Below are 24,276 nucleotides of genomic sequence, written 5' to 3'. Positions count from 1 at the left end.
GACTGCGCCGGCCACCGGGCTCCGGTCTGACCGCGCCGGCCATCTGGACTCCGCTCGGCCGCGCCCGCCTCCCGCTCCGCCCTTTGACCGCGCAGGACACCCTGTTTCGGTCTGATCGCCGCGGCCGGCCTCAGTTCGCGGTGTCGGTCGTCTCCTGCGGAGCGCCGGGTATCGGGGCTCCGGACGGCATGCCGGAGGAGACATGCGCCTCGTACACCTGCCGCCACGGCAGCGCGGTGTCGCTGTGCGGCCCGCCGGCCGCGGCGCCGGCCAGGTGCTTGTCCAGCTCTGCCAGGCAGACGGTCCAGCCGGCCGCGTTGCGCGCGGCCGTGTCGGCGCGCTCCAGGACGTTGACGAGCGTGAGCCGGCAGCCGTGGTCGCCGACTGGTTCGAGGTCGAAGTGCAGCTCGTCGCCGCCCCAGGTGAAGGCCAGGCGGCGTGGCGGCTCGAACGCCACGACGGTGCCGGTCATGGTCTCGAGGTTCGGGTCACCCGAGAAGGTGATCTTTCCTCCGGCGTGGGGTTCGAGCTCGACCGCCGAGGGGAACCAGTGCGCCAGCCCTCCGGGCGTGGCGACGGCCTCCCAGACCCGCTCGACCGGATGGTCGTAGACGCGCTCGAAGCGCACCGCGGGGCGGCCCCGGTGTTCGATGGAGGTTCCGAGATCCATCAGTTCTCCTTGGTGGTGTCGAGGTGGCGCCCCAGCGCGTCGAGCCGGTCGTTCCACAGCCGCCGGTAGGGGGCGAGCCAGGCGTCGAGCTCGGCCAGCGGGGCCGGGTCGATGGTGTAGACACGGCGCTGAGCGTCCCGCGCGACCTGCACGAAGCCTCCGTCCCGCAGCACCCGCAGGTGCTTGGACGTCGTGGGCTGTGACAGGCGCAGCGCGTCGACCAGCTCGCCGACCGTGCGCGGACGTTCACGCAGGAGGTCGAGCATGGCGCGGCGATGCGGATCGATCAGCACGGACCAGATGACATCGGGCACACCAGCCAGTATGCCCCGCCATGCATATACTGGTCAAGGCATATAATCCATCGGACTCCGGCGAACCCCCCGAGCGACGCCTCGGCACCCGCACACCCGACAGCCGTCCACCACCTGCGGGTGACGGCCGGGGCGGCGAAAATTTCACCGGGTTCGGGGGCGGGTGGTGCGCTGGCCATGGCGGACGTGTGTCGGGTCCGGCGCGGGGTTGACCGGCTCGGGCGCGGGTGCGTTGATCCGAGGGTGAACCGGCTCCGCACGTGCGGCGGAGCCCGTACGGCGGTGCGGCCGGAGCAAGAGGTAGGGGCCGCTCGGTGTTCGTCCGAGAAGGGGGTAGTCAATGTCCGTACGCCGAGGCGCGCGTCTGGTCTCGCTGGCCGTGCTCGCGGGAGCCGCCGCGCTGTCGTTCGCCCCGCCCGCGGCGAACGCCGCCGCCGAGGACTGCAAGCCCGGATCGATCTGCGCGTACAGCGGATACAACTACACCGGCAAGATGGTCTACCTGCCGCCGGGCGGCGGGTGCGTGGCCGCCCCGTTCCCGATCGCCTCGATCAGGAACACCTTCGGCTCGCCCGGCATCCCCGCCGTGGCGGCCGTGTTCGCCGGGGCCGGCTGCACGGGGACGCTGGTCGGCGGTGTGGGCCAGCAGAGCAGCCTGCCCGTGCTGTGGCCGAACGGGCTCAGCGTCGGCTTGGCCTGGTAGCGGCCGGAGCAGGGCCGTCGGCCTGGCCTGGTAGCGGCTAGAGCAAGGACAAGGCGCGGACCGGTCAGATGGCCGTCCCAGGCGCGGCCGGGGCATGCCCCGGCCGGCAGGGGCGTTCGAGGCGCGGACCGGTCAGAAGGTGAGCGGGGGGAGTTCGGAGCGGGTGGGCAGGCCCTGCCAGGGGCTGTGGCTGGCGACGGTGAACGCGGCCAGCGCCGAGCCGCGGCGCAGCCGGTCGGTGGGGTGCAGTTCCTCCAGCATGCCGCTGAGGTAGCCCGCGACGAAGGACCCCCCGGCGCCCACCGGGTCGACCACGGTGACCGGCGCGGCCTGGGCGTCGTAGCGCATGCCGTTGATGGTCGCGCTCGCGCCCTTGCCGCCCCGGGTGACCACCAGCTCGCGGACCGTTCCAATGGCCGGCTCGATGAGCTGCAGCTCGTCCTGGTTCGCGAACAGGACGTCGGCGCCCATCGCCAGCTCGGTGAGCGCCTCGACGGCCTCCTGGCGGTCGACCCAGAGCTGCGGCCGGTGGTTGACGTCGACCGACACCGCGACGCCGGCCTCCCTGGCCAGCTTGATGGCGTGGTGGGCCGCGCTCCAGGCGGTGCCGCTCAGGGCCGGGGTGATGCCGGTGACGTGCAGCACCTTGGCGGACTGCAGGGCGCGCGCGGGGATGTCGCCCGGGCCGAGCCGCGAGCCGGCCGACCCGCCGCGGTAGTGGACGACGTGCCCCACCCGGCCGATGCGCCGCTGCCGGATGGCGAGCCCGGTCGGCGCGGCGGAGTCGGTCTGGGCGTGCGAGACGTCCACTCCCTCGCCCCGCAGCACGGTCAGGATGCGGGCGCCCAGCTCGTCGACGCCGACCCTGCCCAGCCAGGTCACGGAGTGCCCCAGCCGGGCCAGGCCCACGGCGGCGGTCAGCTCGGCGCCCGCGACGTCCAGCCGGACGTCGGTGTCGTGCCGGAGCCGGTCCGCGGAGACGACGCCCAGCGCCTCGCCGAGCGTGAAGATCTCGGTCATGTCAGGTTCTTTCCTGCCACGCGACATGCCCATCTGCCGCTGATGGCGGAAAGCATGGCAGAGACCGATATCGCTCACAACGAGAAGGCGGGGTTTCGGCTCCGATCACCCTCGGGGACCGGCCGGTCAGCCTCCGCTGAACGCGTCGACCGCGGCCTGGCAGAAGGCCTTGAGGTCGTCGGGCTTGCGGCTGGTGATGAGGGTGTTCGGCCCGTTGGTGCAGACCATGACCTCCTGGTCGACCCAGGACGCGCCCGCGTTGTGCAGGTCGGTCTTCAGGCTCGGCCATGACGTCATCGCGCGGTCGCCGACGACGCCGGCCTCGATCAGCGTCCACGGCGCGTGGCAGATCGCCGCCACCGGCTTGCCGGCGTCGAAGAACGACCGGGCGAACCGCACGGCGTCGTCGTTCATCCGCAGGGCGTCGGGGTTGGCGACCCCGCCGGGCAGGATCAGGCCGTCGAAGTCGCCCGCGCTCACCTCATCGACGGTCGCGTCGATGTCGAAGGCGTCGGCCTTGTCGAGGTGGTTGTACGCCTGGGCCTTGCCGCGCTGGGTGGAGACCAGACGCGGGGTGCCGCCGGCCTGTTCCACGGCCTTCCACGGTTCGGTCAGCTCGACCTGTTCGATGCCCTCGGGGGCCACGAGAAAGGCGATCGTCTTGCCCTGGAGCATGGTGCCTCCTCTGAGCTGCGTTTTCTCCCTTACTCGACGTCCCGTGCCCGACTTTTCGCCTTATATACGCGAATATCTGGAACCCTTCACATCTCCGTGCGGAGCGCCTCAAGGAAGCGCCGGGACTCCGCCACGGTGGCGGCCTCGACGCAGAGACGGTCCATGACCTTCATGTACGGATCGGTCTCTTCGCGCTTGTCCAGGTAGAGAGCGCTGGTGAGCTGCTCCATGTAGACCACGTCGGGAAGGTCGCGCTCGTTGAAGCGCAGGATCGTGAACGGGCCGCCCGCCGCCGCGTGGCCGCCCTGGCCGAACGGCACGACCTGCACCGTGATGGTGGGCGACTCGGTGAGCTCCAAGAGGCGGTCGACCTGGGCCCGCATGACGTTGCGGCCGCCGAGCGGGCGCCGCAGGGCCGCCTCGTCCACCAGGGCCCACAGGCGGGGGCCCTCCGGCCCGATCACCTGCCGCTGGCGGGCCATGCGGAGCGCCACGCGCCGGTCGATCTCCTCGACCGAGGCCTCGGAGTGTCCCAGCATGATCACCGCACGGGCGTAGTCCTCGGTCTGCGTGAGGCCGGGGACGAACTGGATCTCGTAGGTGCGGATGACCGACGCGGCCTCCTCCAGGCCGACGTACAGCTCGAACCACGTCGGCAGCAGGTCGCTGTACTTCTGCCACCATCCGGGGGCGTTGGCCTGCTGGGCCAGCTTGAGGAACGTGGCGCGCTCGTCGGGGTCGATCACGCCGTAGAGGGTGAGCAGGTCGGTGATGTCGCGCGTCTTGAAACCGACCCGGCCCAGCTCCAGGCGGCTGATCTTGGCGTGCGAGGCGCGGATGGCGTCGCCCGCGGCCTCGCGCGTGATGCCCTTGGCGATGCGCAGCCGGCGAAGGTTCGCGCCGAGCAGGATGCGCAAGGCGGTGGGGCCGCCTCGCGAGTAGGCGAGGATATGTCCGTCAGGTACGTCGTCGTCTTGTCCGAGGGCCGTGATCATGCGAGCTCCTGGAGCCACGGATGAATGAGCAGCCGACAGTGTCTCATCCCTGAGCGGTGCTCGTACACCACGCGACATCGGCGAGGGGTTTTTGGCCCTCTCTTTGCATATAAACGGTCATAGACGGGCATATGTCTGAGTTCTGTGGGGAAAAGTAGCATTTGCACGTGCATCGGCACTTGCATCAGAACGTGTCGTGAAGAAAGATTGACTCGCCCCGTCATGTCCGGACCGCGTGAACGGCCCCAACGTAGTGAGGACCTTGATGACCGCACACCACCAGGCTTGCCGGCAGTCCGTTGTACGGGGTGAGGCTCCCTGGTGGCTGCTGCCCGCGATGGAGGGCGACTCCTGGGAGCCGGTGGCCGCCGAGCTGTGCTCACTCGGCCGCACCGGTGCGACGATCAAGATGGCCCGAGACTTCACCATGGCGACGCTGAACAACTGGGGCCTGGGGGAGCTGGCGTACGACACCCGCATCGTGGTGTCCGAGCTGGTCACCAACGCCATGCGGCACGCCGGGGAACCCACCCGGCTGCGCCTGCTCCACCGGGCCTCGCACCTGGTCTGCGCCGTCTCCGACCCCTACGACGGGCCGCCCGTCGTCACCCGCGCCGACTACTTCGCCGAGAGCGGCCGTGGGCTGCACCTGGTCGAGAGCCTCAGCTGCTCCTGGGGCTGGAGGATGACCGAGGGCCAGGGCAAGCTCGTCTGGGCCGCCTTCATCGCCCCCGCCGTCACCGTCGCCTACGGGCACGACCGCGCCTCCGCCTGAGCGCTCTCCGGGCCCGCCGGCCTGGAGCCCGCTGGCGAAGGCCCGCGCCGGAGCCGGGCGCCCCGCTTGATCTCACTCCGGCCGGTCCGCGCCGTTCGTGCCGTCTGTGGCCTCTTGGTGGTGGTGCCGCTCGAGCATGAGACGGGTCAGCTCCACCCGCGATCCGATGCCCAGCTTGCGGAAGATCTGGCGCAGGTGGAAGGCCACGGTGTGCACGCTGATGAACATCTGCTCGGCGACCCGCCGGTTGGTCCATCCCTGGGTGACCAGCAGTGAGACCGTGCGCTCTGTGTCGGTGAGGCTGGCCCAGCCGGTGACCGGCCGCTCGGTGGTGGCCCAGTGCCGGTGCCGCACGCCCAGCCGGCGCAGCCTGCGCCGCAGCCGGGCCGCGTCCCTGGCCGCCCCGCACTCCTGGTAGCCGGCCAGCGCCTGGTCCAGGCTCCGCACGCACGCCCGCCGGTCGCCGGCGGCCTCCAGCGTCACGCCGAGGTCCTCGGCGGCCGAGGCGCGGGCCCAGGGGTCCACGCCCTCCTTGACGGCCGGTTCGAGCGCTTCGGCGTCCCCTTCGAGCAGGCCGCGCGCGTGGGTGGCGGCGGTGCGGACGGTGGGGAACCCGGGGGCGCCCTCCGCCAGGCGCTCGGCCGAGGCGACGGTGAGCCGGGCGCCGGGCCGGTCGCCCGCCGCCAGGGCGACGCGGACCAGCCACGGCGCGGCGGCCGGGTCCGCCACCAGGAGGCCCGGCCGTTCCCGCACCCCGGCGTAGAGCGGGCCGAGCCGCTCCAGCGCGGCGGCGGGACCGTCCCGGGCCTCGACGACCTGCGCCGCGGCCATCGCGCACCAGCAGGCGGCCGTCCCGGCCTGGAGCGGCCACCCGTCGTCACCGTCCGCGTGGCGCTCGGCCGCGCGCAGGTCGCCCCGGCGCAGCGCGACGGTGGCCAGCACCGCTGCCGCGACGGCGCCGGACAGGCGGGCGCCCGTGGCCTGGACGAGGTCCAGCGCCCGGCTCGCCCGGGCCGCGGCGTCCTCCGCATGCCCGGCGGCCAGCTCTGCCCGCGCGGACAGGGCCGCCGCCCCCGCCGCCCACGGGCCGTGGCCGGGCACTTCGCCCGTCGCCCAATGACCGGGCGCCTCGCCCGCCGCCCATGCGTCGTGGCCGGGCGGCTCTGCCGCCGCGCACGCGTCGTGGCCGGGAGACTCGTCCTCCTCGGCGGCCTCGCCGATGACGGCGCGGGCCTCGTCGAGCAGGCGGACGTCGGTCAGCATCGCGGCCAGCGCGAGCCGCGTGCAGGCCCGCCCCTCCGGATCGCCGGCGTCATCCGCCCGCCCGACGGCCTCTCTGGCCGCGCGCAGGCCCTCGGCGAGGCGTCCGGACTCCCACCAGATCGTCCCGAGCACCGCCGTGGCCGCCGCCTCCGCCGCCTCTCCGTGCCGTCCGGCGTCCGCGAGGACCCTGACGGCCTCCCGCTCGGCCCGTTCGCGGTCGGGCAGGGCGGACAGGCCGTACAGCAGGCCGAGCGTGGCGCGCTCGCGCCAGGGGGCGGGCAGGGCTCGCTCGCGGAGCGCCGCCTCCGCCTCGGCCACCGCCTCGGCCGGCCGCCCGGCCGGCAGCAGGACCCCGGACAGGGCGCAGTGCAACTCGGCGGCGGCCGGGGACGTCGTCCGGGCCGGCGTCGAGCGCGCCAGCCGTTCGGCGTCGGCGAGCCGCCCGGCTTCGGTGGCCGCCTCGACGGCCGTGACGACGCGCGCGGGCCGGCGCGGGTCGGCGGAGTCGCTCAGCTCGACCGCCTGGACGGCGAGGTCGGCGGCGGCGCCGGGCGCGGTGGCGCGGACCTCGGTGACCGCCCGGTCCAGGTCGGCGAGGGCGCGCGTGTCGCCCGGCCGGGCGCCCTCGACCAGGTGCCCGGCGGCCCGCGCCGCCGCGCCGCCCCGGCCGAGCAGGAGGCGGCCGGCCTGGTGGTGCAGCGCGTTGCGCATGGCCGCGGGCAGATCGCGCAGGACGGCCCGCCAGACCAGCTCGTGCCGGAACTCCAGTGTGTCGCCGGCGGCGAGGAGCAGCCCGGCGTCCAGCACCTCCTCGACCGCGGGGAGCAGCGCCGCCGGGCCGGTCCCGACCAGGTCGCCCACGTCCTCGGGGGAGAAGCGACTGCCGAGCACCGCCGCCACCTCCACCAGTTGGCGCCCCTCCCGGCTCAGCCCCCGCAGCCGCGACCGCACGGCGGCGCGCACCCGCTCGGGCGGCTCGGGCGGCGGGCACGGGCTCTCCCCGCCGTGCCAGGCGGCGGCGGGATAGGGCCGCGGCAGCCGGGCACGGCCGCCCCGCACCTCGACGGCGCCCTCCTCGCGCAGCCCGCGCAGCAGCTCCACCAGCAGGAACGGGTTGCCGCCCGCGCCCGCGGCGAAGCTCAGCAGACCGGGGTCGGGCACCGCGCCGAGCACGTCGGCGGCCACCGCGGCGACCGCCTCCTCCGGCAGCGGGCGCAGCGCGAGGCGGGTCGCGCCGTGGCTCTCCAGGGCCTGGAACAGGTGTTCGCTGCACACCCCTGCCCGCGTCGCCGGGCAGGGACGCCCGGCCGTCGTGACCGACCGGGAAAGCAGCCACACCAGGCGGCGGCATCCGAGGTCGCGGTGCAGGGCGCGCAGCGTGGCGAGTGTGGCCGAGTCGGCCCGTTGCAGGTCGTCCAGGCTGACCAGCACCGGGCGGCCGGGCGCGCCGCGGGCCAGCCGGACGCGCAGGTACTCCAGGGCGCGCGTCCCGAGGCGCTCGGGCGACATCCGTTCGACGCTGCCGGTGGCGAGCGTGAACCCCCGCCGGGAGGCGTGGGCGGCGGCCTCGGCCAGAAGCAGGGTCTTGCCCGTGCCGGGCTCGCCCTCGATGAGCAGCGTTCCACCGCCGCCGTGTTCGGCCGCGCTCAGCAGCCGGCCGAGGATGTGCCACTCGGGCTCGCGTCCACGCATTTCTCCCCCGTGACAGGGGGCCGGGTCGTCGCGGCGTGCTCCGCCGGCGAGCGGGCGCCGCGCCCGAGCCCCCGCGGCGGTGGTGGACGGCACCCGGTCCCACCTGCCCTTTCAACAGTACACAGGGGCCTGGGCGTCCAACGACTACCCGTATTGAGGATGTGCGGCCGTCCCCCGCTGGCCAGTGTCGAAGGTGTGGGCGTGTGCGCTGCGCGACGTCGCGTCAGCGCGCACGCCGCCACCACGGGCGTCCTTTGGAGGCGGCAATGGCCAAGGCAGTCGGCATCGACCTGGGAACGACCAACTCCGTCATCGCCACGACCGAGGACGGCCAGCCGGTGGTCATCCCGAACGCGGAGGGGCAGCGGACGACGCCGTCGGTGGTGGCCTTCACCGACACCGGGGAGAGGCTCGTCGGCCAGCTCGCGCGGCGGCAGGCCATCCTCAACCCCAAGGGCACCCTCTACTCCGTCAAGCGCTTCATCGGCCGCCGCTACGACGAGGTGGAGAGCGAGATCCACGCCGTGTCGTTCGACGTCGTGCCCGGCCCGGACGACGCCGTGCGCTTCAAGGTGAGGGACAAGCTCTACGCGCCGGAGGAGATCTCCGCCCTGGTGCTGCGCAAGCTGGTGGCCGACGCCGCCAAGTTCCTCGGCGAGAAGATCACCGAGGCGGTGATCACGGTGCCCGCGTACTTCAACGACGCGCAGCGGCACGCCACCAGGGACGCCGGCAAGATCGCGGGCCTGGAGGTCATGCGCATCATCAACGAGCCGACCGCCGCCGCCCTGGCCTACGGGCTGGACAAGAAGGGCAGCGAGACGGTCATGGTGTTCGACCTCGGCGGCGGCACCTTCGACGTGAGCATCCTGGACATCGGCGAGGGCGTCATCGAGGTGCGCTCCACCTCCGGCGACACCCACCTCGGGGGCGACGACTTCGACCGCCGGCTGGTCGACCACCTGGCGGACGAGTTCCAGTCCCAGACCGGCATCGACCTGCGCCGGGACCCCCAGGCCCTCCAGCGGCTGTTCGAGGCGGCGGAGAAGGCCAAGGTGGAGCTGTCGTCAGTGACCCAGGCGACCGTCAGCCTGCCGTTCATCACCGCCGACGCCAACGGGCCGAAGCACCTGAACACCACCCTGATGCGCTCCACCTTCGAGGAGATCACCAGGGACCTGGTGGAAAGGACCATGGGCCCGGTCCAGCGGGCGATGGAGGACGCCAAACTCTCCGCCGACGACCTGGACGAGGTCATCCTGGTCGGCGGCTCCACGCGCATCCCGGCCGTGCAGAGCCTCGTGCGCCGCCTCACCGGAGGCAAGGAGCCGAACATGACGGTCAACCCCGACGAGGTGGTGGCCGACGGCGCCGCGGTCCAGGCCGGCGTGCTCAAGGGCGAGGTCAAGGACGTGCTGCTGCTGGACGTCACCCCGCTGTCGCTGGGCATCGAGACACTCGGCGGGGTGATGACCAAGGTCCTGGAGCGCAACACCACCATCCCGGCCCGCCGCACGGAGACCTTCAGCACCGCCGAGGACAACCAGAACGCGGTGGACGTGGTGGTCCTGCAGGGAGAGCGCGAGCGCGCGGCCGACAACCGGGCCCTCGGCCGGTTCCGGCTGGAGAACATCAGGCCGGCGCCCCGCGGAGTGCCGCAGGTCGAGGTCACCTTCGACGTCGACGCCAACGGCATACTCAACGTCGCCGCCAAGGACAAGGACACCCAGGCCGAGCAGCGCATCACGATCAGCGAGAGCTCCAACCTGGACAAGGGCGAGATCGACCGGATGATCCAGGACGCCGAGCGGCACCGCACCGAGGACGCGAGGGTCCGCGAGGCGATCGACGCGAGGAACGAGCTGGACTCGGTCGCCTACCAGGTCGAACGGCGGCTCGGCGAGCTGGGCGAGGCGGTCCCCGTCCACGAGAAGGCCCGCGCCGAGCAGCTCGTCTCCGACGCGCGGCAGGCCGTCAAGGAGGAGGCGCCGGTCGAGCGGCTGCGCGACCTGTCCTCCGAGCTGCAGCAGGTGTTCCACAGCCTCGCCGCCGTCACCGCCCAGCAGCAGCCTTCGGGCCAGGAGCAGGGCGCCGGCCCGTCCGCCTCCCAGGGGGCCGCGCAGGGCGGCGGAACGAAGGGCGGCGACGACGTCATCGACGCCGAGTTCACCACGTCGGACTGACCCCCGGGACCGCACGCAGGATCGACACGCGGGAGTGACGACGCCGGACCGACACGTCGGACCAGAAGGAAACGGACATGGCCGAGGAACGTGGTGAGACCCCGGGGGGCACGGGGCGCCCGCCCCCCGCCGGGGCGTACGGCGCGCCCGCCGGGCATCCGCCGGCCCGGGCGCCCGGCCAGGGGCCGGACCGCTCGCCCGCCGAGGACACCGACGCCAGGATGGCCGAGCTGGAGGACCGCTGGCTGCGGTCCGCCGCCGAGCTGGACAACCTGCGCAAGCGGGTGTCCAGGGACGTCGAACGCGTCCGCGCCGAGGAGCGGGCCCGCATCGTGCGCGAGTGGCTGCCGATCGTCGACAACCTGGACCTCGCCCTGCGGCATGCCGACGCCGAGCCCGGCGCGGTCGTCGAGGGTGTGCGCGCTGTACGCGACCAGGCCGTCGCCACGCTGGCCCGGCTGGGGTTCCCCCGGCACGAGGATCTGGGCGTGCCGTTCGACCCGGCCCACCACGAGGCCGTGGGCACGGTGGCCGACCCGGAGGTCCCGGCGGGGACCGTCGCCGGCGTCGTGCGTCCCGGGTACGGCGACGGCGAGCGCCAGCTGCGCCCGGCCGCGGTGATCGTCTCCACGGCGCCGGACCGGCCGGAACCGGCGCGGTGATGGCGGCGCGCGACTTCTACCAGGTGCTGGGAGTGCCGAGGACGGCCACTCAGGACGAGATCCAGCGCGCCTACCGCAAGCTCGCCCGCGCCTACCACCCCGACGTCAACAAGGACCCCGGCGCGGAGGAGAAGTTCAAGGACGTGTCAGAGGCCTACGACGTCCTGTCCGACCCGGCCAAGCGGCGGCGCTACGACGCGTTCGGCGCGGACTGGCGGTCGGTGCCCGAGGACGTGGACCCCGACGCCTACCGCAGGGCCCGCGCGGGGGCGGGCGCGGGCTGGGCCGGCGCGCCGTGGGAGGCGGCGGCCGGCGCGGGCGCCTCCGGGCGCGGCCAGGGCTTCCGGTTCACCTCCGACCAGGCCGGCATGGACGTCGATCTGGAGGAGCTGCTGGGGGGCATGTTCGGTCGCGGAGGGGGAGGCCGGCGCCGCTGGGGCCCGGTCCCGGGGGCCGACCAGGAGGCCGAAATCACCCTCGACGTCGACGAGGCCTTCCACGGGGGGCGCCGTCCGATCACGATCCAGGGCGCGGACGGGTCGCGCACCCTCCAGGTGACCATCCCTCCGGGCGTGACCGACGGCCAGCGCATCCGGCTGTCCGGCCAGGGCGGCCACGGCGCCGACGGGGGCCGGGCGGGGGACCTGTACCTGATCGTCCGGATCGTCGATCCGCGCTACCGGGTCGAGGGGCGCGACATCTATGTGCCGCTGCCGCTGGCCCCGTGGGAGGGGGCGCTCGGGGCGACCGTGCCGATCGACACCCCCGGCGGGGAGGCCAAGGTCAAGGTGCCGCCGGGCACGTCCTCGGGCCGCCGGCTCCGGCTCCGCGGGCGCGGCCTGCCGAACCGGAAGGGCACGCCGGGCGACCTGTACGCCGAGGCGCGGATCATGGTGCCGCCGAAGGTCACCGACGAGGAGCGCGCCGCGTTCGAGCGGCTGGCGGCGGTCTCGCACTTCAACCCCAGAAGCGGAGCGCCGTGACCCGGCGCCGGCCTCCCGCTTCGACCCCAGGAGGTGAGCGCCATGACACGGCGCCGGCCTCCCGCTTCGACCCCAGGAGGCGAGCGCCGTGACCTCGCGAAGACGTTCCATGACGACGGCCCTGACCCCGGTGCCGGGCATCGGCCTCGAGTCGTTCGCCCGGGCGGGCGGCCTGCATCCCGACCTCGTGCGCAGGCTGGTCGTCCTCGGCCTGCTGGAGCCCATAGACAGGTACCGGGAAGAGCCGAGGTTCGCGCCGTCCCAGCTCGTCGTGCTCGGGCGCATCGAGCGCCTGCACGAGGGCCTGTCGCTCAACTACGCCTCGCTGGGCGTGGTACTCGACCTGCTCGACCGCATCGCGGAGCTGGAAGCGGCCCTGCGCCGCCACGCCTCATCGACGGGAGTGTCATCGTGGACCCGAACCGACTGACCCAGAGATCGCAGGAAGCCCTGCACGACGCGCAGACCAAGGCGATCCGCCACGGGCACACCGAGGTCGACGGCGAGCACCTGCTGCTGGCCCTGCTCGGGCAGCATGACGGCCTGGTCCCGCGTCTGCTGGCGGCGGCGGGCGGCGACCCGGACAAGCTCACTCTCGAGCTGGAGTCGGAGCTCCAGCGGCGGCCGCGGGTCAGCGGCCCCGGCGCATCTCCCGGTGAGGTGTACGTGACCCGCCGGCTGTCGCGCCTGTTCGACCAGGCCGACCAGGAGGCCAGGCGGCTCAAGGACGAGTACGTCTCCGTCGAGCACCTGCTGCTCGCCCTCACCGACGAGGGCGCCGAGACCACGGCCGGACGGCTGCTGCAGGGGCACGGCATCACCCGCGACCGGCTGCTGGAGGTGCTGACGCAGATCCGCGGCAACCAGCGGGTGACCTCGGCGCATCCGGAGGTGGCCTACGAGGCGCTGGAGAAGTACGGCATGGACCTGGTCGCCGCGGCCAGGGCGGGCAAGATGGACCCGGTCGTCGGGCGGGACGCCGAGATCCGCAGGGTCGTGCAGATCCTCTCCCGCAAGACCAAGAACAACCCGGTGCTCATCGGCGACCCCGGCGTCGGCAAGACCGCGATCGTCGAGGGGCTCGCCCAGCGCATCACCCGCGGCGACGTCCCCGAGGGGCTGAAGGACAAGACGATCTTCAGCCTGGACATGGGGTCGCTCATCGCGGGCGCCAAGTACCGCGGCGAGTTCGAGGAGCGGCTCAAGGCCGTGCTCACCGAGGTCAAGGCGTCCGAGGGCCGCATCCTGCTGTTCATCGACGAGCTGCACAACGTCGTGGGGGCCGGCGCCACCGAGGGCGCCATGGACGCCGGCAACATGCTCAAGCCGATGCTGGCCCGCGGCGAGCTGCACCTGATCGGCGCGACCACGATCGTGGAGTACCGCAAGCACATCGAGAAGGACGCCGCCCTGGAGCGCAGGTTCCAGCCGGTGTTCGTGGATGAGCCGTCGGTCGAGGACGCGGTGTCGATCCTGCGCGGCCTGCGGGAGCGCCTGGAGGTCTACCACGGCGTCAAGATCCAGGACAGTGCGATCGTCGCGGCCGTCGTCCTGAGCCATCGGTACATCTCCGACCGGTTCCTGCCGGACAAGGCGATCGACCTGGTGGACGAGGCGTGCGCGATGCTGCGCACCGAGATCGACTCGATGCCGGCCGAGCTGGACGAGCTGACGCGCCGGGTGACGCGCCTTTCGATCGAGGAGGCGGCGCTGGCCAAGGAGGACGACCCGGGGAGCGTCAAGCGGCTGGAGAGCCTGCGCAAGGAGCTGGCCGACCTGCGCGCCGAGGCCGACGCCATGCGCGCACAGTGGGAGGCCGAGCGGCACGCCCTGAAGAAGGTGCAGCAACTGCGCCAGGAGATCGAGACGGTGCGACGCGAGGCCGAGCAGGCCGAACGCGGGTACGACCTCGACCGGGCCGCCGAGCTGACGCACGGCAGGCTGCCGGAGCTGGAGAGGAGGCTCCGCGCGGCCGAGGAGCAGCTGGGGTCCAAGCAGGGCGGCCATCGGCTGCTGCGCGAGGTGGTGACCGAGGAGGAGATCGCCGGCATCGTCTCCCGGTGGACCGGCATCCCCGTCAGCCGCCTGAAGGAGGGCGAGCGGGAGAAGCTGCTGCGGCTGGAGGAGATCCTGCACGAGCGGGTCGTCGGCCAGGACGAGGCGGTGAAGGCGGTGGCGGACGCGATCATGCGCGCCCGGTCGGGCATCAAGGACCCGCGCCGGCCGATCGGCTCGTTCATCTTCCTCGGCCCCACCGGGGTCGGGAAGACCGAGCTGGCCAAGGCGCTGGCGCAGGCGCTGTTCGACACCGAGGAGAACATGGTCCGCGTCGACATGAGCGAGTACCAGGAGCGGCACACCGTCAGCCGGCTGGTCGGCGCCCCGCCCGGGTACGTCGGCTACGAGGAGGGCGGCCAGCTCACCGAGGCGGTGCGGCGCAAGCCGTACTCGGTGGTGCTGTTCGACGAGATGGAGAAGGCGCACGCCGATGTGTTCAACATCCTGCTCCAGGTGCTCGACGACGGGCGGCTGACCGACGCGCAGGGCCGCACGGTGGACTTCCGCAACACCGTGATCATCATGACGTCCAACATCGGGTCGCAGTTCCTGATGGACAGCGTGACCGCCGTGGGCGAGATCGACCAGCCGGCGCGCGACCTGGTCATGGCGGACCTGCGCGGGCGCTTCCGCCCGGAGTTCCTCAACCGGGTGGACGACACGGTGCTGTTCAAGCCGCTGACCGAGCCGGAGATCGAGCGGATCGTCTCGCTGATGTTCGACGACGTCAGGACGCGGCTGGCCGAGCGGATGATGAGCCTGGAGGTCACCGGGGCCGCGCTGCGGTTCATCGCCGAGCAGGGCTTCGACCCGGTGTACGGCGCCCGCCCGCTGCGCCGGTTCATCGCCCGCGAGGTCGAGACGCGCATCGCCCGCGCGCTGATCGCCGGGGACGTGCGGGACGGGGCGGTCATCCGCGTCGAGGTGACCGACGGCGATCTCGTCGTCTCCTACGACAACCCCGGCGGCGCGTGACCGCCGCCGGGACGGCCGGGAGTGCTCGTCATATGACGAGCACCGGTGCTCGGCCGCCGGTGCTCGGCGCCGGGGAATCGCCCGGAGTGATCGTCCCTCCGGCGGTGGTCAAGGAATTTCGTCCAGGGCGGAACAGGGCCCGCGGCAATTCGCCGGAAGCGGAAAAGGCGCGGCCGGTGACGCCGACAGTGAAAAAGCTGTCGGCCGGCCGGAACGCCTGGCACCGTTGAAGACGTCATTCGCCGCGCCGGAAAGGCGCGGCGTTCACGCGTCCGATTCGGGAGCAGGTGGCAATGGTGCCCTCCGGCGTTCATTCCTTTGATCCGTTCGCGTCCGCCGGCGCGGGCCGCGTCGTGGGTTCGCACCCGGTCGAGGCGCCCCCGCCGGGGATGCTCGACGTCCTGGGCCAGCGACTGCTGCGCGAGCGCATCGTCTTCCTCGGAAAGGAGGTGGACGACGATATCGCCAACAGAATCTGCGGCGAGCTTCTTCTGCTGTCCGCCGAGGATGCCAAGCGGGATATCTTTCTCTACATCAACTCGCCCGGCGGCTCCGTTTCCGCCGGAATGGCGATTTACGACATCATGCAATATGTCCCTAATGACATCTCCACGGTGGCGATGGGGCTCGCCGCCTCGATGGGGCAGTTCCTGCTCTGCGCCGGAACGGCGGGCAAGCGTTACGCGCTCCCGCACACCCGCATCCTGATGCACCAGCCGCTGGGCGGCATCGGCGGCACGGCCTCCGACATCAAGATCCAGGCCGAGCAGATGCTCTACACCAAGAAGCTGCTGGCCGAGCGCATCGCCTTCCACACCGGTCAGCCGGTGGACCAGATCGAGCGCGACTCCGACCACGACCGCTGGTTCACCGCCGAGGAGGCCCGCGAGTACGGCTTCATCGACAAGGTGGTGGGCAGCGCCGCGCTGGTGCCCTCCGCCGGCCCGGTGTCCTGACCCGAGACGAGGAGGGGACAAGCCCATGTCAGAACGCCGACCCGAGCTCTCCACCGGCGTGGCGCCCATCGCCGCCAGGTACGTCGTGCCGTCCTTCACCGAGCGCACGACCTACGGGGTCAAGGAGATGAGCCCGTACAACAAGCTGTTCGAGGACCGCATCATCTTCCTCGGCGTGCAGATCGACGACACCTCGGCCAACGATGTGATGGCCCAGTTGCTGACGCTGGAGTCGCTCGACCCCGACCGCGACATCAGCATCTACATCAACTCGCCGGGCGGGTCGTTCACGGCCATGACCGCGATCTACGACACCATGCAGTTCGTCCGGCCCGAGGTCCAGACCGTCTGCATCGGCCAGGCGGCCTCCGCCGCGGCCGTGCTGCTGGCGGCCGGCGCCCCGGGCAAGCGGGCGGCGCTGCCGCAGTCGCGCGTCCTGCTCCACCAGCCGTCGATGGAGGGCAGCTTCGGCCCCTCCAGCGACATGGAGATCCAGGCACGCGAGATCATCCGCATGCGCGCCCTGCAGGAGGAGCTCCTCGCCCGGCACTCGGGCCGCACGGCCGAGAGTGTGCGCGCCGACATCGAGCGCGACAAGATCTTCACCGCCGAGGAGGCCAGGGCGTACGGCCTGGTCGACGACATCTTCGCCAACCGCAAGCGCGTCGCCGCCCTGGTGCGCTGACATGACGACGGCGCCGCCCGCGGGGATGCATCTCCCCGCGGGCGGCGCCGTTCGCCCAGGTCAGACCTGGCCGGCCTTCTCCAGGCCCTCGCAGCAGGTGCCGACGATCAGCCGGGTGACCACGTACGGGTCGCAGTTGGCGTTCGGGCGGCGGTCCTCGATGTAGCCGTGCTTGTCGACCTCGACCTGCCACGGGATGCGCACCGAGGCGCCGCGGTCGGAGACGCCGTAGCTGAACTCGCTCCACGGGGCGGTCTCGTGCATGCCGGTGAGCCGCTTCTCGATGCCCGAGCCGTAGCCCGTGATGTGCTCCTGGGCCTTCTCGCCCAGGGCCTCGCAGGCGGTGATGATGGCGTCGTAGCCCTCGCGCATGGCCTTGGTGGAGAAGTTGGTGTGCGCGCCGGCGCCGTTCCAGTCGCCCTGCACCGGCTTGGGGTCGAGCGTGGCCGACACGCCGAAGTTCTCGGCGATGCGGTAGAGCAGCCACCGGGCGATCCAGAGGTGGTCGGAGACCTCGACCGGCCCGGCCGGGCCGACCTGGAACTCCCACTGACCGGGCATGACCTCGGCGTTGATGCCGGAGATCGCCAGGCCCGCGGTCAGGCAGGCGTCGAGGTGGGCTTCGACGATGTCGCGGCCGTACACCTCGTCGGCGCCGACGCCGCAGTAGTAGAAGCCCTGCGGGGCGGGGAACCCTCCGACGGGGAAGCCGAGCGGGCGGCCGTCCTTGAAGAAGGTGTACTCCTGCTCGATGCCGAACCAGGAGTCCTGGTCGGCGAAGCGCTCGGCGACCGGGGTGAGCAGCGCCCGCGTGTTGGTCGCGTGCGGCGTCATGTCGGTGAGCAGGACCTCGCACAGGACGAGCACGTTGTCGCCGCCCCGGATCGGGTCCGGGCAGGTGAACACCGGCTTGAGCACGCAGTCGGACGCCTTGCCCGGTGCCTGGTTGGTGCTGGAGCCGTCGAAGCCCCAGATCGGCAGGTCGGCTCCGTCGGCAAGAATCCTGGTCTTCGACCTGAGCCGGGCGGTCGGCTCGGTGCCGTCGATCCAGATGTACTCGGCCTTGTAGGTCACGACGATCCCTTCAGCAAGGCAGACCCCTCTCGTGTCCGCAACGCCGAGGTTTCCAATCAGCCGTTTCGGAGCTGTTGCCCGTTTATGAACGCCGTGTGAAATGGTGTCAGGGACGCAGTGGCCTTGCTCACACGTCCTCGCTGGTCAGCGCCATGATCGGGCGGGAAGGTCTAGACCTGTGGCTCCGCCGGCGAGGTTGTCTCCTCGGCGAGGACCAGGGCCGGCAGGCCGGGGAAGCGCGCGTCGAACTCGGCCCTGCGGAGCCGGTCGAACCGGCGCGGCCCCGTGTCCGGTCGAACACTCGCGACTCTACCCCTCACACCCCGCGTCGCATGGCGCGGGTGCCCCACGTCAGGCCGATCGCGGCGACGGCGGCCGCGGCGGCCACCCCGTACAGCACCGACAGGTCGGCGAACCGTCCCGCGAACAGCGCCCGTTCCGCCTCGACGACGTAGGTCACCGGGTTCAGCGCGGCGGCCGTCCGCAGCCAGGCCGGCCCGTGGTCGATCGGCAGCAGCACGCCCGACAGCAACATGAGCGGGAACGCCACCACCTGCGTGACCGCCCAGAACAGCTGCCCGCTGGGCTGGGAGGCGATCGCCAGCACGAACGACAGCGCGCCGAGCCCCGTGCCGAACACGATCAGCAGCGCCAGTGCGGCCAGCACGCCCGCCACGGGCAGCCGCAGACCCAGCGGCACCGCGAGGCCGATGAGCACCGCCGCCTGGGCCAGCAGGATCACGAACTCCTTCAGAATGCGCCCGACCAGCATCGAGGCGCGGTTGAGCGGAGTGACCAGCATCCGCTCCATCGAGCCGCCCAGCAGCTCTATGAGCAGCGAGTACCCGGCCAGCATCGGCCCGGACAGGCACATCATGATGAGCGTCCCGGGCACGAACCACTGCCACGGCGAGGCCGCCCCTTCGCCTCCGCCCCACCCGCCCTGGCCTGTCGTGCCCGCGAGCAGCGGGCCGAACAGGAACAGCAGCAGCAGCGGCTGCGCCATGGCGAAGACCGTGCTGTACGGCTCGCGCAGCGCGGGGACGATCTCCCGGACGAAGACCGTGCGGGTGTCCTGGAAGAAACGCCGGCTCATGCCCATCCCTCCTTCCGGCCGTCCCGGCCGTCGCGCCCGTTCTGGTCCTGTTGGTCCTGCTGGTCCCGCTGGTCCTTCAGGCCGTCCTGATCGGCGGACCCGGCCGGCCCCGCCGTGGGGCCGTGGCCGGCATCGTCGCTCTCGAGCAGGGTGCGCCCGGTGAGCGCGAGGAACACGTCGTCGAGCGTGGGCCGGGCCGTCTCGGCGGCGGCCACCCGCACGCCCGCCTCCTCCAGCGTTCGCAGGTACGCCGGCAGCGCCACGGCGGCGTGCGGCACCCGGATCTCGACGGCCGTCCCGGACACGCCGACCCCCTCGGGGCCGGCGACGCGCTCGGCGGTGACCGCGGCCCGCGCGGCGTCCTGCTCGGACGCGCAGGTCACGGTGATGCGGTCGCCGGCCAGGTCGCTCTTGAGCTTCTCGGCCGTCCCGTCGGCGATGATCCGGCCACGGTCGATGATCACCACTCGCTCGGCCATGCTGTCGGCCTCCTCCAGGTAGTGGGTGCTCATGAACAGCGTCGTGCCGTGCTCGGCGCGCAGGCGCAGGATGTGCCGCCAGATGTCGGCGCGCCCGCGCGGGTCGAGCCCGGTCGTCGGCTCGTCCATGAAGAGCAGCTCGGGCCGGTGGACCAGCCCGAGGGCGATGTCCAGACGGCGGCGCTGCCCGCCGGACAGGGTGCCCGGCCGGCGGTCGGCCAGCGCCTCGAGCTCCAGCATCCCGAGCACCTCGTCGGCCCGCCGCCGCGCCACCGGCACGGGCAGGCCGTAGCAGCGTCCCTGCGTGACCAGCTCGTCGCGGACGCGGAAGCTCTCGCCGGCGCTGTTCTTCTGCCCCACGTATCCGATGCGGGCGCGCACCCCTGCGGGGTCGGACACCACGTCGCGGCCGGCGACGGTCGCGGTCCCCGAGGTCGGGGGCAGCAAGGTGGTCAGCATGCGCAGGCTGGTGGACTTTCCGGCGCCGTTCGGGCCGAGGAAGGCCACCAGCTGTCCGGGCTCCACGTCGAGGTCGATACCGCGGACGGCCTCGACGGCACGGCGTCGCGCCGTGAACCGCCGGGTCAGTCCTCGGGCATGGATCATCGTCCCCTCCTCAAGGGATTGCGGGCGTTCGCGGGCATGGCGAGAGAACCCCGGCCGGGGGTGTTTCGGTGATGATTCATCTTCGACCGGCCCGGCTGGAACTGGCAAACGTGAACGTCGCATTCACATACGGCCGCCACCTGCGGGAACGCCTTTCACCACCATTCGGGAAAAGGCCGTCGCGGTGGCGAATTCCTCCACCGCGGGCCCCTCTGACCTGCTCTTTCCCGGTGGGAAAGGGAAAAGGCGAAAAAAGATCCGAGGGCTGCCCGCCCGCCGGCGCGTCCGGCCGGTACGGACGTCCGGGGGGCGCCGTCAGCCGCCGGTTTCCAGGGGGACGCGGAGCCAGTACGGGGAGCGGGCGCCGGGCAGGTAGGGGCTGTCGAGGCGCTTGGCGAGGACGGCCGGGATGCCCTGGTCCCTGGCCACCTTCAGCACGGCCTCGCCGTCGCCGGGGAACCACGGGGTCGGCTGCCAGTGGCGGTCGCGCAGGGACAGGTGGTCCAGCGTCCTGCGCCGGTCGCGGTAGGACCTGCCGAGCAGGTCACCGGTGTTCAGCCGCAGCACGTCGAAGATCATGTAGATCACGGTGCCGCCGACCTCGGCGATCCGGCCGTCCAGCACGGCGGGCAGGCCCCAGGCGGCCTTGCCCAGACCGGCGAGCTCCTCCAGGCCGGGAGTGGTCCGCGGGGTGAGCGGCACGCCGTCCGCGCCGACGAAGCGGGCCTTGCCCTCGCCCAGGATCGCCAGGGCGCGGGTGCCGCCGAGGTCGAACTCGTAGCCGTACGCCTCCTGGTCGCGGGGCGGCCGCTTGCGGTCCTCCGCGAGCATGGGACGCAGGCCGTCGGCGGGCGGCAGCCCCTCCCGCGGCGGCGGGTCCATCCGGTGGATCATCCAGTTCTTGCCGTCGGTCGGGAACAGCACGTACCGGCCCGAGGACCGCGTGCCGTGCAGCACGAACTTGATCTCGCGGTCGGTCCACTTCTCGGTCTCGTAGGTGCCCCGATCCCAGATGAGCATCAGCCCGCCGCCGTACTCGCCCGCGGCTATCTCGCCCTCGAACGTCGCGTACTCCAGCGGGTGGTCCTCTGTGTGCACGGCCAGGTGGTTCGGCGTGCGGTCCAGCGGCAGGCACTTCGGGATCGCCCACGACACCAGCACGCCGTCGCGCTCCAGCCGCAGGTCCCAGTGCAGCCGGCGGGCGTGGTGCTCCTGGATGACGAAGGTGTCGTCGTTCCCGGTGGGCGGCGGCCCGGGCTCGGGGACGGGTTCGGGGGTGCGGGCGGCGTCGCGCTTGCTCCGGTAGGTGTCGAGCTTGTCGGCCGGCATTGCCGGTTATTACCCACACTCGGGCGGCGCGCACCCCCATACCGCCTGTCCGGGCGTCGATCCCGTCGAGCCGGGTCGGCCTTCGACCACGCCGCCGGGCCGGCCCTCGACCATGCCCCGCCGGTCAGCTGTCGGCCCCGGCCGCCGGCTCCTTCCGCGGATCCGGGACCTCGGGTCCGGCGGGCGGCGCGCCGGGTGCGTCCTGCGGGACGGCGGCAGCCGGGTCGTGCGGGACGGGGGTCCAGGCGGCGGTCAGCGCGCCCCCGAGCAGCCCGAGGACCATCCCCAGGAGAAAGCCGCCGACGTTGACGTAGACGACCGAGGCGATCGACAGCAGGATCGCCACGACGCCCAGGAACACGCGCTGCGCCGGCTGGAAGACGATCAGCACGCCGAGGACGATCATCGTGATCGAGAGCAGGTACGCCAGCCCCGCCTCCACCGAGTGGACGATCAGCGGTAGCGCGTCCAGCGAGAAGGGCAGGCTGATGAGTTCCACCCCGGCCAGCACGGTGAGCAGGCCGCCCCAGAACGGCCGCGAACGCCGCCACGCCCTCATCGCCGCCCGCCCTCGCGGCCGTGCGGCGGGCGCGCCGGGAGCATCGGGAGCGCCGTCCACGGGGTGAGCGTCGTTCACGCCGGGCGTCCGGTGCGGGGCTGGGCGCTCGGGCAGGGGGTGGCGGTCATCGGTCGTCAGAAGCACTCGTGATCGCCCAGCAGGATCCGGAGCGTCAGATTCGGCAACTCGAGCCGTGCGGCGCTGAGCGCCAGGAACACCTGCCGGCTGTTGCGCGAGACGACCTTCGGCGCCTGCACGCCGGGCGTCCCGGGTGGGCCGGTGATGCCGGGGACCTCGTCCAGCGTGCTGGCGTCACGGCCGAGTTCGATGCCGGTGTAGGTGACATCGCCGGCGATCGTCGTCGCCTTGAGGACCTGGCGGATGGCGACGACCGGCCGCCCGTCGTTCCCGGCGGTGGTCCGCACGGTCACCGGCCCGATCGGGGTGTTCAGCAGGTAGCTCTGGCACAGGTTGAAGGTCTCGAGGCGCCCGCTGGCGACGATGTAGACGGGGATCTTCTGCCCGTCCTTGGTCTCCACGAAGCCGCCGAACTCCTCGTCCCCGAACGCCTTGATCAGGTCGGCCGACGCCTTGATCGGCGTCCCGGCGACGACGAACGACGCGCCGACGGCGCCCTGCACGGTGGCGCCGACCAGCATCGCCGCCGCGGCCGTCGCGGGGATGAAGATCATCGCGAAGCGCTTCCACCGTACGCGACCCTGTTCACGCATGGCCACACTCCATGTCGCCGGCAAGCTGACGGACACCTGCCGTGACGATCCGCACGGCTACCAGGCGAGCATGAGGATCAGCCGTGCCGCCGATCAACCGGCCACGCCGGATATCGTCGTACGTTTGCGCTGATCAGCGGCCGGTGGGCGAGAAATGGGCTCGGAAGGAAAAGATCTTGACAGGGCTCTGGGCTACCCCTGACGCGGCCCCGGCACCCCACGGGCCGGCCCGGACGTCGCCCCGGCCGCGAGCCTGCCGGCCCGCGCTCCGCCGTCCGGGTCGCCACGCCCGATGCCGGCGACCGGTGTCAGGCGCGCCACGGCATGTGCTGGAGCGTCCAGGTGTTGCCGTCCGGGTCGGCGAAGAAGGCGTAGTAGACGCCGCCCATGTCCTCGACGGGGCCCACCTCCGCGCCGCGCGCGACGAGCGCCGCGCGTGCCTGCTCGATGTCGCTCACCACCAGGTGCAGGGCGCGCAGCGAGCCGGCCGGCATGTCGGCCTGCGGAAGGCCCTCGGTCAGGGTGATCGAGCAGGCGGAGCCGGGCGGGGTCAGCTGGACGACCCGCACTCCCTCCGCCGGCCGGACGTCGACGTCCACGGCGAAACCCAGCTTGTCGGCGTAGAACGCCTTGGCCCGGTCGATGTCGGAGACGGGCACCGGCACCAGTTCGAGGAGATACGCCCCAGGACGCACGGGCAGCGTGACGCCCGCCGGCGCGGCGTCCTCGGCGGTCCCTCCGGGCTCGGCCTTCGCGTCATGGATTTCGGTCATCGTGATCCGCCTTTCGTCATGTCGTCGAGCAGCTCGGACAGGCGGTCGTACGCCTCGCCCACGCCGCGGCTCATGGGAGTGCGCAGCACGCTGTCGCGCGCCTCGCGCGATGGGTAGCGCACGGTGGTGGTCATCGTGGTCCGGCCGTCCCGCTCGTCCAGGACGGTGGTGACCAGCGCCTCGCCGGCGTCCCATCCGTCGTAGACCTCGGTCTGGACCAACCGGCGGGGCCGCTCCACCTCGCGGTACACCCCGCCGTGGCCGAGTTCGGCGCCGTCCGGCCCGCGCGACACGAAGCGCCAGGCGCCGCCCGGGCGCAGGTCGACCTCGCAGACGACCAGGTGCCAGCCGCGCGCGCCGTGCCACCGCCGAAGCAGCTCCGGCCGGGTCAACGCCTCGAAGAGCAGGTCGCGGGACGCGGCGAACACCCTGGTCAGGACGAGTTCGGTGTCGGAGGGCGCCGTCACCGACAGGCCCTCGGCGCGCTCGCGTGGCGGCATCACCGAGCGGCTCCTTCCGCGCCCGCTCCGCCGCTTCGCTGTCCCGGTCCGCCGCGTCGTCGTCCTGATCCGTCGCGTCGCTCTCCCGATCCGTCGTCTCGCATGCGGAGCCGGTGGTGTCGCTCTTCGGGCTCTTCGGGCTCTTCGGGCTCTTCGAAGGCCGCCGGTGGCCCGGAGCGGCCGGCCTCCAGCTCGGCGAGCAGATCGTCCAGCCGCTGGTAGCTCTCCTCCCAGTACTGCCGGTAGGACGCGAGCCACTCCATGGCGTCCTTCAAGGGGCCGGCTTGCAGGCGGCACGGCCGGCGCTGCGCGTCGCGCCCACGGGTGATCAGGCCGGCGCGCTCCAGCACCCGCAGGTGCTTGGAGACGCCGGGCTGGGTCATCGCGAAGGGCGCGGCGAGCTCGGTCACCGTGGCCTCGCCTTCCGCCAGCCGGGCGAGGATCGCCCGGCGGGTGGGGTCGGCGAGCGCGGCGAACGTCGCGTCGAGAACATCGGCGGTCATGACCATTACCTCTCGGT

Annotated in this window: 25 protein-coding genes; 10 read left to right on the top strand and 15 right to left on the bottom strand. The window is 72.5% G+C overall.

Annotation, left to right across the window (positions count from 1 at the left end; translation table 11 throughout):
* Window positions 1-130: 130 nt before the first annotated feature.
* A complete protein-coding gene (locus ABZU32_RS04245) occupies window positions 131-670 on the bottom strand; it encodes an SRPBCC family protein (protein WP_354916913.1) in 540 nt (179 codons plus the stop codon).
* A complete protein-coding gene (locus ABZU32_RS04240; protein ID WP_354838206.1) occupies window positions 670-984 on the bottom strand; it encodes a metalloregulator ArsR/SmtB family transcription factor in 315 nt (104 codons plus the stop codon). The genes ABZU32_RS04245 and ABZU32_RS04240 overlap by 1 nt, the downstream gene beginning before the upstream one ends.
* 340 nt (window positions 985-1,324) lie before the next feature.
* On the opposite strand from ABZU32_RS04240, the gene ABZU32_RS04235 reads away from it, so the two are divergent.
* Entirely contained in the window at window positions 1,325-1,687 is a 363-nt protein-coding gene (locus ABZU32_RS04235; protein ID WP_354916910.1) for a peptidase inhibitor family I36 protein, read from the top strand.
* A gap of 132 nt (window positions 1,688-1,819) precedes the next feature.
* Here the strand turns inward: ABZU32_RS04235 and ABZU32_RS04230 are convergent, their stop codons facing one another.
* The 3 genes from ABZU32_RS04230 to ABZU32_RS04220 all read right to left on the bottom strand — a co-directional run bounded on the left by ABZU32_RS04230 (window position 1,820) and on the right by ABZU32_RS04220 (window position 4,377).
* Window positions 1,820-2,707 carry a sugar kinase gene (locus ABZU32_RS04230; protein WP_354916907.1) on the bottom strand — a complete coding sequence of 296 codons (888 nt, stop codon included), beginning with the start codon at window positions 2,705-2,707 and terminating at the stop codon, window positions 1,820-1,822.
* A 126-nt stretch (window positions 2,708-2,833) separates the two neighbouring features.
* Window positions 2,834-3,382: a type 1 glutamine amidotransferase domain-containing protein gene (locus ABZU32_RS04225; protein WP_354916904.1), complete on the bottom strand. Its 549-nt coding sequence runs from the start codon at window positions 3,380-3,382 to the stop codon at window positions 2,834-2,836.
* Between the two features lie 86 nt (window positions 3,383-3,468).
* The gene (locus tag ABZU32_RS04220) at window positions 3,469-4,377 is read right to left on the bottom strand and encodes a helix-turn-helix transcriptional regulator (RefSeq protein ID WP_354916901.1); all 909 of its coding nucleotides are present in this window, start codon (window positions 4,375-4,377) and stop codon (window positions 3,469-3,471) included.
* A 265-nt stretch (window positions 4,378-4,642) separates the two neighbouring features.
* Here ABZU32_RS04220 and ABZU32_RS04215 point away from each other — a divergent pair, with 265 nt between their 5' ends.
* On the top strand, window positions 4,643-5,152 hold the full coding sequence (locus ABZU32_RS04215; protein ID WP_354838216.1) for an ATP-binding protein: 510 nt from the start codon (window positions 4,643-4,645) through the stop codon (window positions 5,150-5,152).
* A gap of 72 nt (window positions 5,153-5,224) precedes the next feature.
* Here ABZU32_RS04215 and ABZU32_RS04210 read toward each other — a convergent pair whose 3' ends face one another.
* Window positions 5,225-8,107: a LuxR C-terminal-related transcriptional regulator gene (locus tag ABZU32_RS04210; protein WP_354916898.1), complete on the bottom strand. Its 2,883-nt coding sequence runs from the start codon at window positions 8,105-8,107 to the stop codon at window positions 5,225-5,227.
* 266 nt (window positions 8,108-8,373) lie between these two features.
* Between ABZU32_RS04210 and dnaK the strand changes: the two genes are divergently transcribed.
* The 7 genes from dnaK to ABZU32_RS04175 all read left to right on the top strand — a co-directional run bounded on the left by dnaK (window position 8,374) and on the right by ABZU32_RS04175 (window position 16,609).
* Window positions 8,374-10,290, top strand: coding sequence for a molecular chaperone DnaK (gene dnaK / locus ABZU32_RS04205; protein WP_354916895.1), 1,917 nt, complete (start codon window positions 8,374-8,376; stop codon window positions 10,288-10,290).
* Window positions 10,291-10,367: 77 nt separating this feature from the next.
* Entirely contained in the window at window positions 10,368-10,952 is a 585-nt protein-coding gene (locus ABZU32_RS04200) for a nucleotide exchange factor GrpE (protein ID WP_354916892.1), read from the top strand.
* The gene (locus ABZU32_RS04195; RefSeq protein ID WP_354916888.1) at window positions 10,952-11,935 is read left to right on the top strand and encodes a DnaJ C-terminal domain-containing protein; all 984 of its coding nucleotides are present in this window, start codon (window positions 10,952-10,954) and stop codon (window positions 11,933-11,935) included. Before ABZU32_RS04200 ends, ABZU32_RS04195 begins: the two co-directional genes overlap by 1 nt.
* Window positions 11,936-12,044: 109 nt before the next feature.
* A complete protein-coding gene (locus tag ABZU32_RS04190; RefSeq protein ID WP_354916885.1) occupies window positions 12,045-12,365 on the top strand; it encodes a chaperone modulator CbpM in 321 nt (106 codons plus the stop codon).
* A complete protein-coding gene (clpB, locus tag ABZU32_RS04185; protein ID WP_354916882.1) occupies window positions 12,347-14,968 on the top strand; it encodes an ATP-dependent chaperone ClpB in 2,622 nt (873 codons plus the stop codon). Before ABZU32_RS04190 ends, clpB begins: the two co-directional genes overlap by 19 nt.
* A gap of 389 nt (window positions 14,969-15,357) precedes the next feature.
* Complete coding sequence (locus ABZU32_RS04180; RefSeq protein WP_354838747.1) at window positions 15,358-15,924, top strand: ATP-dependent Clp protease proteolytic subunit; 567 nt, start codon at window positions 15,358-15,360, stop codon at window positions 15,922-15,924.
* Between the two features lie 25 nt (window positions 15,925-15,949).
* Window positions 15,950-16,609: an ATP-dependent Clp protease proteolytic subunit gene (locus ABZU32_RS04175; RefSeq protein ID WP_354916879.1), complete on the top strand. Its 660-nt coding sequence runs from the start codon at window positions 15,950-15,952 to the stop codon at window positions 16,607-16,609.
* A 60-nt stretch (window positions 16,610-16,669) separates the two neighbouring features.
* On the opposite strand, the gene glnII is transcribed toward ABZU32_RS04175, so the two are convergent.
* The 6 genes from glnII to ABZU32_RS04145 all read right to left on the bottom strand — a co-directional run bounded on the left by glnII (window position 16,670) and on the right by ABZU32_RS04145 (window position 22,483).
* Entirely contained in the window at window positions 16,670-17,683 is a 1,014-nt protein-coding gene (gene glnII, locus ABZU32_RS04170; RefSeq protein ID WP_354838234.1) for a glutamine synthetase, read from the bottom strand.
* A gap of 316 nt (window positions 17,684-17,999) precedes the next feature.
* A complete protein-coding gene (locus ABZU32_RS04165) occupies window positions 18,000-18,779 on the bottom strand; it encodes an ABC transporter permease (protein ID WP_354916876.1) in 780 nt (259 codons plus the stop codon).
* A complete protein-coding gene (locus ABZU32_RS04160) occupies window positions 18,776-19,864 on the bottom strand; it encodes an ATP-binding cassette domain-containing protein (protein WP_354916873.1) in 1,089 nt (362 codons plus the stop codon). The genes ABZU32_RS04165 and ABZU32_RS04160 overlap by 4 nt, the downstream gene beginning before the upstream one ends.
* Before the next feature lie 315 nt (window positions 19,865-20,179).
* Window positions 20,180-21,193, bottom strand: a complete 1,014-nt coding sequence (locus ABZU32_RS04155) for a DNA polymerase ligase N-terminal domain-containing protein (RefSeq protein ID WP_354916870.1) — start codon at window positions 21,191-21,193, stop codon at window positions 20,180-20,182.
* 124 nt (window positions 21,194-21,317) lie between these two features.
* Entirely contained in the window at window positions 21,318-21,752 is a 435-nt protein-coding gene (locus tag ABZU32_RS04150) for a DUF6114 domain-containing protein (protein WP_354916867.1), read from the bottom strand.
* Window positions 21,753-21,886: 134 nt separating this feature from the next.
* Complete coding sequence (locus ABZU32_RS04145; protein ID WP_354916864.1) at window positions 21,887-22,483, bottom strand: DUF6230 family protein; 597 nt, start codon at window positions 22,481-22,483, stop codon at window positions 21,887-21,889.
* On the opposite strand from ABZU32_RS04145, the gene ABZU32_RS04140 reads away from it, so the two are divergent.
* Window positions 22,482-22,616 carry a hypothetical protein gene (locus ABZU32_RS04140; RefSeq protein ID WP_354916861.1) on the top strand — a complete coding sequence of 45 codons (135 nt, stop codon included), beginning with the start codon at window positions 22,482-22,484 and terminating at the stop codon, window positions 22,614-22,616. The genes ABZU32_RS04145 and ABZU32_RS04140 overlap by 2 nt on opposite strands.
* A gap of 175 nt (window positions 22,617-22,791) precedes the next feature.
* Here the strand turns inward: ABZU32_RS04140 and ABZU32_RS04135 are convergent, their stop codons facing one another.
* The 3 genes from ABZU32_RS04135 to ABZU32_RS04125 are packed head-to-tail and all read right to left on the bottom strand — an operon-like array spanning window position 22,792 to window position 24,259.
* The gene (locus tag ABZU32_RS04135) at window positions 22,792-23,256 is read right to left on the bottom strand and encodes a VOC family protein (protein WP_354916858.1); all 465 of its coding nucleotides are present in this window, start codon (window positions 23,254-23,256) and stop codon (window positions 22,792-22,794) included.
* Window positions 23,253-23,756: an SRPBCC family protein gene (locus ABZU32_RS04130; RefSeq protein WP_354917342.1), complete on the bottom strand. Its 504-nt coding sequence runs from the start codon at window positions 23,754-23,756 to the stop codon at window positions 23,253-23,255. The genes ABZU32_RS04135 and ABZU32_RS04130 overlap by 4 nt, the downstream gene beginning before the upstream one ends.
* Entirely contained in the window at window positions 23,756-24,259 is a 504-nt protein-coding gene (locus ABZU32_RS04125; RefSeq protein WP_354916855.1) for a metalloregulator ArsR/SmtB family transcription factor, read from the bottom strand. The genes ABZU32_RS04130 and ABZU32_RS04125 overlap by 1 nt, the downstream gene beginning before the upstream one ends.
* Between the last annotated feature and the right edge of the window lie 17 nt (window positions 24,260-24,276).

Source organism: Sphaerisporangium sp. NPDC005288 (genome assembly GCF_040607475.1).
GTDB lineage: Bacteria > Actinomycetota > Actinomycetes > Streptosporangiales > Streptosporangiaceae > Sphaerisporangium > Sphaerisporangium rhizosphaerae.
The sequence above is the reverse complement of the archived record's forward strand: the minus strand, read 5'-3'. Positions and strand labels throughout refer to the sequence as shown.